This window comes from Methylobacterium indicum, from assembly GCF_017347565.1.
Classification (GTDB): Bacteria; Pseudomonadota; Alphaproteobacteria; order Rhizobiales; family Beijerinckiaceae; genus Methylobacterium; species Methylobacterium indicum.
Genome location: NZ_AP024145.1, coordinates 1,797,381 through 1,810,596, shown reverse-complemented (window position 1 = coordinate 1,810,596; position 13,216 = coordinate 1,797,381). Strand labels below are relative to the sequence as shown.

Annotated in this window: 13 protein-coding genes; 6 read left to right on the top strand and 7 right to left on the bottom strand. The window is 71.1% G+C overall.

All coding sequences use genetic code 11. From position 1 onward, the window contains the following. Window positions 1-18: 18 nt before the first annotated feature. The 5 genes from fcl to miv_RS08425 form a co-directional block, all read right to left on the bottom strand. On the bottom strand, window positions 19-1,026 hold the full coding sequence (fcl, locus tag miv_RS08445) for a GDP-L-fucose synthase (protein ID WP_207182273.1): 1,008 nt from the start codon (window positions 1,024-1,026) through the stop codon (window positions 19-21). Then, window positions 1,016-2,092, bottom strand: coding sequence for a GDP-mannose 4,6-dehydratase (gene gmd / locus miv_RS08440; protein WP_207182272.1), 1,077 nt, complete (start codon window positions 2,090-2,092; stop codon window positions 1,016-1,018). Before gmd ends, fcl begins: the two co-directional genes overlap by 11 nt. A 744-nt stretch (window positions 2,093-2,836) precedes the next feature. Further along, entirely contained in the window at window positions 2,837-3,358 is a 522-nt protein-coding gene (ldtR, locus tag miv_RS08435; RefSeq protein WP_048431356.1) for a transcriptional regulator LdtR, read from the bottom strand. 173 nt (window positions 3,359-3,531) lie between these two features. After that, a complete protein-coding gene (locus miv_RS08430) occupies window positions 3,532-3,993 on the bottom strand; it encodes a DUF6163 family protein (protein ID WP_048431355.1) in 462 nt (153 codons plus the stop codon). 3 nt (window positions 3,994-3,996) lie between these two features. Beyond that, window positions 3,997-5,049, bottom strand: coding sequence for an enoyl-CoA hydratase/isomerase family protein (locus miv_RS08425; protein ID WP_207182271.1), 1,053 nt, complete (start codon window positions 5,047-5,049; stop codon window positions 3,997-3,999). A 252-nt stretch (window positions 5,050-5,301) separates the two neighbouring features. Between miv_RS08425 and hemB the strand changes: the two genes are divergently transcribed. The 3 genes from hemB to miv_RS08410 are packed head-to-tail and all read left to right on the top strand — an operon-like array spanning window position 5,302 to window position 8,070. Next, on the top strand, window positions 5,302-6,351 hold the full coding sequence (hemB, locus tag miv_RS08420) for a porphobilinogen synthase (protein ID WP_048430793.1): 1,050 nt from the start codon (window positions 5,302-5,304) through the stop codon (window positions 6,349-6,351). 56 nt (window positions 6,352-6,407) lie between these two features. Further along, entirely contained in the window at window positions 6,408-6,779 is a 372-nt protein-coding gene (locus miv_RS08415) for a hypothetical protein (RefSeq protein ID WP_207182270.1), read from the top strand. A gap of 49 nt (window positions 6,780-6,828) precedes the next feature. Next, the gene (locus miv_RS08410) at window positions 6,829-8,070 is read left to right on the top strand and encodes a threonine ammonia-lyase (protein ID WP_048461570.1); all 1,242 of its coding nucleotides are present in this window, start codon (window positions 6,829-6,831) and stop codon (window positions 8,068-8,070) included. An 18-nt stretch (window positions 8,071-8,088) separates the two neighbouring features. On the opposite strand, the gene miv_RS08405 is transcribed toward miv_RS08410, so the two are convergent. Both miv_RS08405 and miv_RS08400 read right to left on the bottom strand, forming a co-directional pair. After that, a complete protein-coding gene (locus miv_RS08405) occupies window positions 8,089-9,003 on the bottom strand; it encodes a transporter (RefSeq protein ID WP_425312966.1) in 915 nt (304 codons plus the stop codon). A 129-nt stretch (window positions 9,004-9,132) separates the two neighbouring features. After that, window positions 9,133-9,417, bottom strand: coding sequence for a hypothetical protein (locus miv_RS08400; protein WP_207183695.1), 285 nt, complete (start codon window positions 9,415-9,417; stop codon window positions 9,133-9,135). A gap of 306 nt (window positions 9,418-9,723) precedes the next feature. Between miv_RS08400 and miv_RS08395 the strand changes: the two genes are divergently transcribed. The 3 genes from miv_RS08395 (at window position 9,724) to miv_RS08385 (ending at window position 13,211) form a co-directional block, all read left to right on the top strand. Then, a complete protein-coding gene (locus tag miv_RS08395) occupies window positions 9,724-10,245 on the top strand; it encodes an RDD family protein (RefSeq protein ID WP_048431121.1) in 522 nt (173 codons plus the stop codon). A 163-nt stretch (window positions 10,246-10,408) separates the two neighbouring features. Next, window positions 10,409-11,161 carry an arginyltransferase gene (locus miv_RS08390; protein ID WP_207182268.1) on the top strand — a complete coding sequence of 251 codons (753 nt, stop codon included), beginning with the start codon at window positions 10,409-10,411 and terminating at the stop codon, window positions 11,159-11,161. A gap of 157 nt (window positions 11,162-11,318) precedes the next feature. Beyond that, on the top strand, window positions 11,319-13,211 hold the full coding sequence (locus miv_RS08385) for an autotransporter domain-containing protein (RefSeq protein WP_207182266.1): 1,893 nt from the start codon (window positions 11,319-11,321) through the stop codon (window positions 13,209-13,211). The last annotated feature ends 5 nt before the right edge of the window (window positions 13,212-13,216 follow it).

Below are 13,216 nucleotides of genomic sequence, written 5' to 3'. Positions count from 1 at the left end.
GCGGCCGGGCCGGTTCGGTCACCCCGGGGCCGCCTCCGCCACGTTCTCGAGGAACCACCCGTAGACCGAGCGGATCCCGTCCGGCAGCGGGATGCGCGGGCTCCACCCCATGCCCCGGAGCGTCGCCGCGCTCATCAGCTTGCGGGGCGTCCCATCGGGCTTGCTCGTGTCCCGGGCGATCCGCCCGCGGAAGCCCACGACCTCGGCCACCATCTCGGCGAGGTCGTAGATCGCGATGTCGGTGCCCGACCCGACATTGACGTGCTCCTCGCCCGAGTAGCGCTGGAGCAGGAACACCAGGGCGTCGGCGCAATCGTCGACGTGCAGGAACTCGCGCCGGGGCGTGCCGGTGCCCCAGATGACGAGTTCGTCGTCGCCGCGCCGCTTGGCCTCGTGCGCCTTGCGGATGAGCGCCGGCAGGACGTGGCTCCCGGCGAGGTCGAAATTGTCCTCCGGCCCGTAGAGGTTCGTCGGCATCGCCGAGACGAAGTCGCAGCCGTGCTGGCGGCGATAGGCCTGGGCGAGCTTGATCCCGGCGATCTTGGCGATCGCGTACCACTCGTTCGTCGGTTCGAGCGGACCGGTCAGCAGGGCGTCCTCGGCGATCGGCTGGGGGGCGAATTTCGGATAGATGCAGCTCGACCCGAGGACGAGCAGCTTCCCGACGCCGCTGCGGCGGGCCGCCTCGACGACGTTCGCCTGGATCATCAGGTTGTCGTAGAGAAAATCCGCCGGGTAGGTGGCGTTGGCCAGGATGCCGCCGACGCGGGCGGCCGCCAGCACGACGGCGTCGGGACGCGCCGTCGCCATCCAGGCCTCGGTCTCGGCCTGGCGCGTGAGGTCGACCGTGCGGCGGTCGGCGGTCAGGATCTCGCAGCCCTCGCGGGCAAGGCGCCGCACCACCGCGCTCCCGACCATGCCCCGGTGCCCGGCGACCCAGACGCGCTTGCCGGCGAGCGGGTAGAGGATCTCACTCGGCGAGGTCTCACGCGGCAAGATCTCACGCGGCAGGGTTTCATTCGGCATGGCGCGGCTGCTCCCGGGCGAGGGTCGCGAGGTCGTGGCGCACCATCTCGGCGCAGAGCTCGCGCCACGTGGTGTCGTGGGTCCAGCCGAGCTTCTCGTGCGCCTTGGTCGGATCGCCGATCAGGAGGTCGACCTCGGTCGGCCGGAAGTAGCGCGGGTCGACCTCGACGAGGACGCGGCCGGTGCGGGTGCAACGCGCCGTCTCCTCGACCCCGCGGCCCGACCACTCGAGCCCGATCCCGGCCTCCGCGAAGGCGGCGGTCACGAAGTCGCGCACCAGGGTCGTCTCGCCGGTCGCCAGCACGTAGTCGTCGGGCTGCTCCTGCTGCAGCATCAGCCACATGCCGCGGGCGTATTCGCGGGCGTGGCCCCAGTCGCGGCGGGCGTCGAGATTGCCGAGATAGAGCGTGTCCTGCCGGCCGTGCTTGATCGCGGCCACCGCCCGGGTGATCTTGCGGGTGACGAAGGTCTCGCCGCGCAGCGGGCTCTCGTGGTTGAACAGGATGCCGTTCGAGGCGTGCATCCCGTAGGCCTCGCGGTAGTTCACGGTGATCCAGTAGGCGTAGAGCTTGGCCGCCGCGTAGGGGCTGCGCGGATAGAACGGCGTCGTCTCGCTCTGCGGCACCTGCTGGACGAGCCCGTAGAGCTCGGAGGTCGAGGCCTGGTAGAACCGCGTGTGCTGGGTCAAGCCCAGGATGCGGATCGCCTCCAGGATCCGCAACGTGCCGAGGCCGTCGGCGTTGGCGGTATATTCCGGCGTCTCGAAGCTGACCTGGACGTGGCTCTGCGCCGCGAGGTTGTAGATCTCGTGCGGCTGGACCTGCTGGATCACGCGGATCAGGTTCGTCGAATCGGTCATGTCGCCGTAGTGGAGCACGAACCGCTGATCGAGGACGTGCGGATCCTGATAGAGGTGCTCGATGCGTCCGGTGTTGAACGACGACGACCGTCGTTTGATGCCGTGGACGATGTAGCCCTTCTGCAGCAGGAGTTCCGACAGGTAGGCGCCGTCCTGCCCCGTCACGCCGGTGATCAGGGCGACCTTCCTCGCATTCTCGATCGTCATCGTTCACCACAAATTACTTAGGTATTTCTGAAATTATATTTTAAAAATATTTTCTGATCAAGATGGAACCTGCGCATACCGCGCATTCGACAGACCGGCCCGCCGAGAGGGTCAACGATCGGCAAAGACCGGGCGCGACACTCCCGGGTAGCGCCGTCGCGCCCGACACCCGGACCGCCCCAGGACCCTGCCGGGGCCCGCACCCCGGGGAACCGCGCCGGAGAGCGGTGGTGGCCGGCGGCGACCGTGACGAGACCGGAGCATTGTCCGACGTGGCGGATGCCGGCTCGTCGCAGAAAACGTGGCAAAATCAGAGATTGGAGTGCTTCGCGACGGCAGCGCCACGGTACACGACATTGAAGAAAGTGGAGGCCACCACGCGGGCGTTCCACCCCCTTTCCCGGACGACTGGAGCGTCAGCGGAAGGAGATCCGGGATCCAGCCGAGGACATGCCGCGAAGCGGCTCAACCTGTTGCACGGTCGCAGCCAATGAGACGCTTCGCGGGCTTTTCGTGCTGGATTCCGGATCTCTTTCCGCTTCGCTTCAGTCGTCCGGAAAAGGGGGTGGTTTGCAATGGGTCATTGCAATGGTTCATGGAGCCTGGCTGCACGGTTCCCGGCCAGGGTCGTGTACCGTGTGGCAGCGCGACCGTGACGTCCTCTCGCGGATGTCTCCGCCACCCTCGCCCCAGGGCCTGGGTCGGCGCCCGGGAGCGATCACCGCGGGCGGCGCCCGGCGGACGTCAGAGGCGGTAGCGGATCTGGTCGGTCCAGAAGCGCTCGAGCCGGGCGAGCGCCACGTTGAGGCGGCCGAAATCGTCCTCCGAGATGCCGCCGATCGGCTGGATCGTCTTGGCGTGCTTGTCGTAGAGCCCGCGGACGATCTCGTGGACCTCGCGGCCCTTGTCGGTGAGGCTGATGCGGACCGAGCGGCGGTCGGTCTTCGAGCGGGCGTGGTGCAGGTAGCCGGTCTCGACCAGCTTCTTGACGTTGTACGAGACGTTGGAGCCCAGGTAGTAGCCGCGGGTGCGCAGCTCGCTCGCGGTCAGCTCCTTGTCGCCGATGTTGTAGAGCAGCAGCGCCTGGACGCTGTTGACGTCCTCGCGGCCGCGGCGCTCGAACTCGTCCTTGATCACGTCGAGGAGGCGGCGGTGCAGGCGCTCCACGAGGTGCAGCGCCTCGAGGTAGTGGGGGCGCACCGCGGTCTCGACCTCGGTCTCGGGAGCGGAGATCGTCTGAGCCGCCTTCATCGCCTGGGACTTCATGGAAACGCCTCACTCTGTACGGGGGTGCTCGGCGGTGTCTCCCGCTCCGCTTATGGGTTCAAATTAGGCGCACCCCGTGAATGTGAGTTTAAACGACAGGATAAATTCTCGATTTACCTCTGTCGGTAAACCGAAGATGAACCGGATCATTCACTTTCGAGAAAGGTTGAGGATCAGCGTAGTTCGCGCGAAGCCAGCCAGGATACGGTGAAGTAGACCAGGATGATCATGCCGTCGAAGGCGAGGCTCGGGAGCGACATCGGCAGGAGCTGCGGCGTCAGCAGGGCGAGCACGATCGCCGAGGTGGCGGCGAGCAGCCAGACCACCCCGCCCCAGGCGGTGGCGAGCCACAACCCCACCGCGGCCAGCAGGTTGATGACGCCGAAATAGACGATCACCGCCTGCCGGCCGATCGGAGCGGTCTCGAACGGTGCGGCGTTGGGGCGGGCGCCCAGGATCTCGGCCCAGGCGCTCAGGCCCTTGACCATCCAGACCACCGCCACGATCCGCATCAGCCAGACCAGGACCACGTCCCAGCGCGTCTCGGGCCGCGGCGCCCGGCGCTCGATGCGGTCGGCCGTCTCCTCGGGACCCGCCCGCCGGGGACCGCCCCGGACCTTGCTGAGCGAGCGCATGGCCTAAGTGAAGCTCGGCTCGCCGGGCATCGGCGCGAGATGGGCGTCGACGTCCGCGGCCGTGACGGCCTCCAGGGTGGCGGGCCGCCAGTCCGGCTTGCCGTCCCGGTCGATCAGCACCGAGCGGACGCCCTCGTAGAAATCGTGCCCGCGCAGGATCCGGCACAGGATGCGGTATTCGAGCCGCATCGCCTCCGGGAAGGACAGGGAGGCGCCGCGGCGCATCTGCGCCAGCGCCAAGTGCAGGCTGGTGGGCGAGCGGGTGCGAATCGTCGCGGCGGCCTTTTTCGCGAAGTCGGAGCCGGCGGCGTCGAGGCGGGTGAGCACCCCGGCCACGGTGTCGGCCGAGAAGCAGGACGCGACCAGGGCCCGCTCGGCGTGGACCGGGCCGGCGGCCGGCGCCTCGTGGGAGCCGATCGCCGTCTCGACCGGCCGGCCCTCCGCGAGCGCGTCGCGAATCGCCGGAAAGGCCGAAGCCGGAGCGGCGTGGGTCGCGAGCCCGAAGGCGACGACGTCGCCCTGCCCGATCCGCTCGCCGGTGAGCGCCAGGTAGGTGCCGACGAAGCCCGGCAGGCGCGGCAGCGCGTAGGTGGCGCCGACATCGGGGAAGAAGCCGATCCCGGTCTCCGGCATCGCGAAGGCGGTGCGCTCCGCCGCGACCCGGTGCGAGCCGTGCAGCGACACGCCGACGCCGCCGCCCATCACGATGCCGTCGATCAAGGCGACGTAGGGCTTGGGGTAGCGCTGGATCAGCGCGTTGAGCTCGTATTCCTCGCGAAAGAAGGTCTCGGCCTCGGCATGGCGCCCGGCGCTCCCCTCCTCGTGGATGCGGCGGATGTCGCCGCCGGCGCAGAAGGCGCGCTCGCCGGCGCCCTGGATCACCACCCGGGTCACCGCCGGGTCCGCCGCCCAGGCGTCGAGGGCACGGCGCAAGGCCCGCACCATCTCGAGGGTGAGCGCGTTGAGCGCCTTCGGCCGATTGAGGGTGAGGAAGCCCGCCGCCCCCCGCCGCTCGACGAGCACCGTGTCGTCCGCCGTCCCGCCCGCGTCGCCCATGGTGCCTCGCTCCCCCGGTTAAGGGCGGTTAACCGCCCTGGGCCCGTCGCGTCAACGCCGCCACCCGTCTCCGCGTCCTGCCGGGCGCCCGCGGACCTGCCTGGCGCCTGCGGACCTGCCTGGCGCCCGCGGCCCTGCCATGCGGCCGCGCCCGGGTTCTGGCGCCGCCCGGAACGTGCTACCTGCGGATTGGACGAATTCGACGAAGATCAGGCCCGACCTGGAGCGGGCCGCGAGGAGGCCCGACCCCGGATGTCGCAGATCCAGCCGATGCCCCGGCCGCTCGCCCGGGAAGCTGCCCGGACCGAGCCGGCCTCCCTGGGACTGACCCAGCGCCCGCGGCGCAACCGCAAGGCCGAGTGGTCGCGCCGCCTGGTGCGCGAGACGACGCTGACCGTCGACGACCTGATCTGGCCGATCTTCCTGATCGAGGGCGAGGGCCGGCGCGATCCGGTCGCCTCGATGCCGGGCGTCGAGCGCCTGACCGTCGACGAGGCGGTGCGGGCGGCCGAGAAGGCCGCCTCCTTGCGCATCCCGGCGATCTCGTTCTTCCCCTTCGTCGAACCGTCTTTGCGCGACGCCACCGGCTCCGAGGCGCTCAACCGCAACAACCTCGTCTGCCGCGCGGTACGGGCGGTGAAGAAGGCGGTGCCGGAGATCGGCGTCATCACCGACGTCGCCCTCGACCCCTATACCAGCCACGGCCATGACGGCCTCCTGGAGGACGGGGTGATCGTCAACGACGAGACGGTGGCGCTCCTCGTCGAGCAGAGCCTGATCCAGGCCGAGGCCGGCACCGACGTGATCGCCCCCTCCGACATGATGGACGGCCGCGTCGGCGCGATCCGGGCCGGGCTCGACCGGGCGGGTTTTCGCGATGTCCAGATCATGACCTACGCGGCGAAGTATGCCAGCGCCTTCTACGGCCCGTTCCGGGACGCGATCGGCACCAGCGCCACGCTGGTCGGCGACAAGCGCACCTACCAGATGGATGCGGGCAACACCGACGAGGCCCTGCGCGAGGTCGCCCTCGACCTCGACGAGGGGGCCGACTCGGTCATGGTCAAGCCCGGGATGCCCTATCTCGACGTGATCCGCCGGGTGAAGGAGACCTTCTCGGTCCCGACCTTCGCCTACCAGGTGTCGGGCGAGTACGCGATGATCGCGGCCGCCGCCCAGAACGGCTGGCTCGACGGCGAGCGCGCCATGATGGAGAGCCTGGCTGCCTTCAAGCGCGCCGGCGCCGACGGCATCTTCACCTACTTCGCCCCGCGGGTCGCCGAGCGGCTGCGGCAGGGGTGATTGCGAAGAGGGTGATCGCGGCGAGGGTGATCGCGGCGAGGGTGATCGCGGCGGGAGTGAGACCGAGGCTCGCGGCGCTCGCGGCGCTCGCGAGCCTGGCCGCCTGCGCCGGCAGCCCGGATGCCGAGCAGGCCCGGATCTGCCGGCGGGCCCTGCCCACCCTGGTGCCGGCGGGGACCCGCATCACCGTCCTGCGCACCGCGACGGGCCCGCAGGAGCGCAGCATCCGGGTCGACTTCGCGCAGGAGCGCGAGGGCCGCAGCCCGCTGCCGCGCTACGCGGTCTGCGAGTTCTCGGGGATGAGCCGTACCGACCTCTCGGGGCTGACGAGCGACCGCGGCCCGGTCGGCGGCGCGGCGCTCTACCTGCTCAAGCACTACTACCTCGACACGCCGGACGCGGCGCTGGCCGATCCGGGGCCGGGCTGACGCCGGCGCGGCCGGGCCCTATGGTGCCGCCACCCCGGAGAGCCCCCGCGTGAGCCAGCCCTACGCCATCACCCCGGACGACGTCGTCCGGGCCTCCCACACCATCCGCGGCCATGTGCTGCGCACGCCCCTGGTGCCGGCGCCGCGCCTGTCGGAACTCACCGGGGCGCGGGTGCTGGTCAAGCACGAGAACATGCAGGCGACCGGGGCCTTCAAGGAGCGCGGCGCGGTCAACCGCCTCAGCGCCCTCACCCCGGACGAGCGCCGCCGCGGGGTGGTGGCGATGTCCGCCGGCAATCACGCGCAGGCCGTGGCCTATCACGCCCGGCGCCTCGGCATCCCGGCCACCATCGTGATGCCGGCGACGACCCCACTGGTGAAAGTGGAAAACACCCGGGCCCACGGCGCCACCGTGGTCCTGGAGGGCGAGACCCTGGTCGAATCGGCGGCGGCCGTCGATCGCCTCGTCGCGGCGCACGGCTTCGTGCTGGTCCACCCCTACGACGATCCCCTGGTGATGGCCGGCCAGGGCACCATCGCGCTCGAGATGCTGGAGGACGCCCCCGACCTCGATTGCCTGGTGGTGCCGATCGGCGGCGGCGGGCTGATGAGCGGCATCGCCGTGGGCGCGAGCCTGCGGCCGCGGGTGGCGCTCTACGGCGTCGAGGCCGCGCTCTACCCCTCCTTCCTCAACGCCATCGACGGCGTGGACCGGCCGATCGGCGGCCCGACGCTGGCCGAGGGCATCGCCGTCAAGACCGTCGGCCGCCTGACCCTGCCCATCATCCGCGACCGCGTGCGCGAGATCGTCCTCGTCGACGAGCCGCAGATCGAGCGGGCGGTGCACGACTACGCCACGCTCCAGCGCAGCCTCGCCGAGGGCGCGGGCGCCGCCGGCCTCGCCGCGCTCCTCGCCCGCCCCGACCTGTTCGCCGGCCGCACCGTCGGGCTGGTGCTGTGCGGCGGCAACATCGACGCGCGGTTGCTCGCCTCCGTGATGGTGCGCGAATTGGAGCGCGCGGACCGGATCATCTCGTTCCGCATGACCGCGAGCGACCGGCCCGGCGTGCTCGGCCAGGTCGCGGGGCGCCTCGGCGACCTGGGTGCCAACATCCTGGAGGTCTCGCATGGCCGCCTGCATCTCGACGTGCCGGCCAAGAGCGTCTCGATCGACGTGACCATCGAGACCCGCGGGCCCGGCCACACCGCCGAGATCCTCCAGACCCTGCGCGAGGAGGGGCTGGAGCCGCGGCGGATCGGCCCGCTCGGGACCGCGGCGACGGGAGGCTGACCCGCCGCCGCGTCAGGCTCAGCGCGCCTGCTCGCGGGTGACCAGGGTGCGGCCGGGCGCGGCCTCCTGCTTGTCCTGGTAGAGCGGGACCACCGCCCGCAGCCACGCCCGGGTGTCGCGGCCGCCGTAGTTGCGGTCGATCAGGTCGCGGGTGACGTAGGCCTGAAGGTTCACCGGGCCGAAATTGTAGCCGATCAGCCCGCCGACCGCGATCTGCCCCTGCGGGCGGGACCCCGCCACGCCGGTCGGCAGGTCGGTGGAGGCGAAGGCGACGCCGCCGACCTGCCACTTGCCGAACTTCTTCGTCGCGGTCAGGTCGAGGTTCATGTAGTCGGGATAGACGACGCCCGACTTCGACGTGGTGTCGAGGAACTGGCCGTAGAACAGATGGCCGGTCAGGTTCCAGTCGTTGCCGACGTAGCTCAGCGCGAAACGGTGGGTCAGGGACGAGGTCTGGGTCGCGAAGCCCGTCTGGCTCGGCAGGTAGCCGCCGAGCAGGTAGCTGAAGCCGAAATCGTTGCCGAGGTCCCAGGCGAGCTGGGCGGCGAGCAGCGGCTGGCCGAGGCCGCTCTGCCAGTCGCTGTCCTGCGGCCTGACCGCCGAGTACGAGCCGGCGGCGAAGAGCTGCAGCCGCCCGCCGAGGATGTCCCAGGGCGTGGCCCAGGCCAGGGTCGTGGCATTGACGTTGAGCGGCGTCACCCCGGGGCCGGTGTCGCGGACGCCGAAATTCGTCGTGGTGATCCAGTACACGCCGTGCGGGATCTGCGCACCGACCGGCAGCCCGAGCGACTGGCCGGGCTGCGCCGCGGAGCCGGCCCGGGCGGGCTCGGCCGCCGCGACGAGGCCGGAGGTCGCAAGGACCGCCCCGCCCAGCGCGGCACGGGCCCGTTCCCATCCGCTCCGACGCGCTCTCCCGTTGGGGTCTGCTGCCACGGATCGTCCTCCCGTTCGTTTGATTCATCGACGAGCGACGGCGTGTTTTTCTGTCTGGCGTCGTGGCGCCGTCGCTGCTCCGTCCTGTCCCCGCGTCGCGCCGAGGCGGACCCGCCCCGGCCGGACGCGTCAGCGGCGTCCCGGCTGGACCGCCCAGCTCCGCATCCCCGGCGCCTGCAGCGCCGGCCCCGTCCCCGGCCGCTCGGCCACCATCGGCGCACCGAGGATCTGCCCCGTGCCGCGCATCTGGGAGTGGGACGAGCGCGGGTCGTGGTAGGGGTGGTGGACGTAGCTGCTCATGTGGGCGCCGCCCGCCGGCATGCGCCCGCCCCCGCCGCCATCGGCCAGGGCCGCGCCGGCGAGAAGGGGCACCGCCAGCGTGGCGGCGAGCGTCGAGAGGACGAGCGTCTTCATGGGGCGATCCTCGATGCCGGAGCGGTTTCCCCCGTGACAGGATATCCTGCCGCTGCCGGAAGCCGCCGTCTGCGATATCGAGATCTTGTAAGAGGATATATTTTACTGATGTGCGTCCGCACACATCAGTAAAATCCCAAGTTAATCCCTCGTCATCTACGGCAATGTGCGCAGCGGCACGCCGAGCGTCGCCGTCCGGGATTTTTTCGGGATGACGCGGCTGCGAGACCGCGCGCCACCGTCGCCCTTGAGACGGAGACGAGCCGCGCCCACCTTATCGCGAGGTGCAGAACGGAGACGGGTGCGATGGCGAATTCCTGGCAGACGGGCCCGCAAGGGGCGCCCTATGGCGGGCCCTACCAGGGCGCCTATCCGCCGGCCGGGCCGGGCTGGGGCGGGCCGCCGGTGCGGGTGGCGCACGGCTCGCTGTCGCGGCGCTTCATGGCCTACCTGCTCGACATCGTATTCATCTTCGGCTTCAGCTGCCTGCTGTGGCTGGCGATCTCGTTCCTCGGGGTCATCACCTTCGGGGTGGCGTGGGTGCTCTACGCGATCCTGCCGGCGAGCGGCATCCTCTACAGCGCCATCACGGTCGGCGGTCCGCGCCAGAGCACGCTCGGCATGCGGATGCTCGGGTTGCGGGCGGTGCGGGCGACGACCGGCGGGCCGGTGGACTGGATCACCGCCTCGGTCCACGCGCTGCTGTTCTACCTCGCGCTGTCGACCTTCCTGCTCTGGCTCCTCGACATCGGCATCGGCGTGGTGCGGGCCGACCGGCGGATGGGCCACGACCTCGTCATCGACCTCGCGGTGGTGCGCGACATCTGAGGCCACCACCGCCCGGAGGCTGCAACCTTCTGGCGCCTGCCGCGCTTAAATCCCGGGAATCGGCGCCGGCGCGCCACCCGCCTGTTGAGGCGGGCCGCGCCGGTGCTATCCTGGCCTTCCCGGCGGCGCAGATGCCGGCCCCTGCCTGCGAGCACGACGAAGCGTGACCAGCCATCCGCGGGACGCACCGCAGTTCTACCTCACGGCGCCCTCGCCCTGCCCCTACCTGCCGGGGCAGCAGGAGCGGAAGGTCTTTACGCATCTCGTCGGCCGGCGCGCCCGCGACCTCAACGAGATCCTGACGCAGGGGGGCTTCCGCCGCTCGCAGACCATCGCCTACCGGCCGGCCTGCGAGACCTGCCGCGCCTGCATCTCGGTGCGGGTGGTGGTGGACGACTTCCGGCCGAGCGACAGCCAGCGCCGGGTGCTGAAGCGCAGCCGCGACCTCGTCGGCCAGGTCCAGCCCAACCGGCCGGCCTCGGAGCAGTACGCGCTGTTTCGCCGCTACCTCGATGCCCGCCATGGCGACGGCGGCATGGTCGACATGACCGTGCTCGACTACGCCATGATGATCGAGGACAGCCACGTCGACACCCATCTGGTGGTCTACCGCAAGCGCGGGCCCGACACCGCCATCAACGGCCGCGGCGTCGGCGGGCCGGTCGCGGTCTGCCTCACCGACGTGCTCTCCGACGGGCTGTCGATGGTCTACTCGTTCTACGACCCCGTGGAGGCCGAGCGCTCGCTCGGCACCTACATGATCCTCGACCACATCGAGCGCGCCCGCAGCCTCGGCCTGCCGTATCTCTATCTGGGCTACTGGGTCGAGGGCTCGCGCAAGATGCAGTACAAGGCCAAGTTCACCCCCCAGGAACGGCTGATGCCGAACGGCTGGGCCCGGGTCGAGGAGACCTGAGCGGCCCAGACCTGTCGCCGCCCGGCCACAGGACCGGGCCTTTTCCTTTTCGCCTCCGTAACCCGGCCGGACGAAGCTTGACCGGACGCGCCCGGCCCTGCCCCATCCTTGGGCCGAAGCGGTGCCGCGACGCCGCAGGCCCCGGGGGAGACGACGGATGGGCAAGGATTTCGGGCGGCTGCGCCGGACAGGTCTGATCGCCGTGTGGCTCGCCGGCACGGCGCTCGCGGGCGTCGAGGGCGCGGCCGCGCAGGGCGTGACCGGGCTCACGGTCTTCGGCGACAGCTACGCCGATACCGGCAACGTGGTGCGCCTCACCGGCCGGCCCCTCGGCTTTCCCTACGTGAACGGCCGCTACTCCAACGGCGCCAACTTCGTCGACGGGCTGCAGGCGATCTACGGCCTGCCGGATGCCGCGGTGACGAACTACGCCGTCGGCGGCGCCCAGACCGGCACCGGCAATGTCGGCTCGGCCCTGCTGCCCGGCCTCACCCAGGAGGTGGCGGCGTTCCTGGCCCGCGGCCAGCGCCTCGGCGCCGGCGACCTCGTCGCGATCAACATCGGCGGCAACGACGGCATCGGCGCGGCTTTGTCGGGGCTCACCGCCGCCCAGGCGCCGCTGCTCGGCCGGATCTCGGCGGCGAACGCCGTCGGCAATGTCGGGCAGATCGTCGGCGCCGGCGCGCGGACGATCGTGTTCAACGGCTTCACCACCCTGAACGGCCTGCCGCGGGTCGCCGCCTCCGGCAACGCCCCGGCGGCCGACCTCTTCGCCCGCACCTATTTCGACGGGCTGCAGGCCGGCCTCGCGCCGTATTCCGCCGCCGGCACCCGGATCTTCCTCCTCGACAACGGCCAGATCTTCCAGCGCATCATCGCCGATCCGGGCCGCTACGGCTTTGCCAACACCACCACGCCCTGCGCCCTCGCCGCCGCCTGCATCGGCGCCCCGAAGGCGGTGCAGAACACGTATCTCTCCCTCGACGGCGTCCATCTGACCGAGGGCGGCTACCTCGTCCTGTCGCGCTACATGGCGAACGCGCTCGCCGCGCCGAACGGCATCGCCGCCCAGGCCGAGCTCGGCCAGATCGGCACGACGAGCTTCGCCGGATCCCTGCTCCAGCGCCTCGACGCCTACCGGCTCTTCGCCCCCGCTCCCGGCGCGACGACCGGCGCGCTCGGCACCACCGGCGTCGCCCCGCTCGGCGCCCCGTCGAGCCCGCTGATCGTGTGGGGACAGGGCGGATACGCCGGCGGCAGCCGCGCCAGCCGCGGGTTCGCCACCGGCTACGATTACGACAGCCCGAGCGGCACGATCGGGCTCGAGGCCACGCCGATGCCGGGCGTGCGCTTCGGCTTCGCCTTCAACTACGCCAACCCGCACGCGTCCTTGCGGGGCGGCGCCGGCGCGATCGACGTCGACAGCTACGGCTTTGCCGCCTACGGCTCGTTCACCGGCACGAACCTCTTCGCCGACGCGGTGCTGGCCTATGGCCGCCACGACTACGCGGTCACCCGCCCCGGCGTGGTCGATCCGCTGAACGGCGCCACCAGTGGCGACAGCGTCGCGGTGGCGGCGAAGGCCGGCTACCTGTTCGACGCGTTCGGTCCCGTGCGCCTCGGCCCGATCGTCGGCCTGACCTACGCCACCACCCGGGTCGGCGCCTATACCGAGCGGGGCGACCCGGTGCTGACGCAGGCCGTCGGCGCCACCGGCCTCGAATCGCTCGTCGGCCGCGCCGGATTGCAGGTCCGCGCCGCGCCCTTCCCCCTCGTCGGCCTGCCGGTGCGCGCCTTCGTCAACGTCACCGCCGAGCACGAATTCCTGGATGGCGGCCGCACGCTGACGACCTCCTTCACCTCGACGCCGCTCCTGCCGATCCTCACCCCGCTCGGCCGCGGCGCGCGGGGCACCTACGGCCTCGTCGAGGCGGGCCTTGCCGCCGACGTGACGCCGGGCGTGAGCCTGACGCTCACCGGCGGCACCACCTTCGCCCGGACGGGTGGGGACGGGTATGCGGTGAATGGCGGGCTGACGATGCGGTTCTGAGGTGG

Bases quoted from the DNA above. Each gene is read 5' to 3' on its own strand.
- ldtR (WP_048431356.1), bottom strand. From the start codon at position 3,358: ATGAAGTCCCAGGCGATGAAGGCGGCTCAGACGATCTCCGCTCCCGAG.
- miv_RS08400 (WP_207183695.1), bottom strand. From the start codon at position 9,417: ATGAAGACGCTCGTCCTCTCGACGCTCGCCGCCACGCTGGCGGTGCCC.
- miv_RS08425 (WP_207182271.1), bottom strand. From the start codon at position 5,049: ATGGGCGACGCGGGCGGGACGGCGGACGACACGGTGCTCGTCGAGCGG.
- miv_RS08395 (WP_048431121.1), top strand. From the start codon at position 9,724: ATGGCGAATTCCTGGCAGACGGGCCCGCAAGGGGCGCCCTATGGCGGG.
- fcl (WP_207182273.1), bottom strand. From the start codon at position 1,026: ATGCCGAATGAAACCCTGCCGCGTGAGATCTTGCCGCGTGAGACCTCG.
- gmd (WP_207182272.1), bottom strand. From the start codon at position 2,092: ATGACGATCGAGAATGCGAGGAAGGTCGCCCTGATCACCGGCGTGACG.
- miv_RS08430 (WP_048431355.1), bottom strand. From the start codon at position 3,993: ATGCGCTCGCTCAGCAAGGTCCGGGGCGGTCCCCGGCGGGCGGGTCCC.
- hemB (WP_048430793.1), top strand. From the start codon at position 5,302: ATGTCGCAGATCCAGCCGATGCCCCGGCCGCTCGCCCGGGAAGCTGCC.
- miv_RS08385 (WP_207182266.1), top strand. From the start codon at position 11,319: ATGGGCAAGGATTTCGGGCGGCTGCGCCGGACAGGTCTGATCGCCGTG.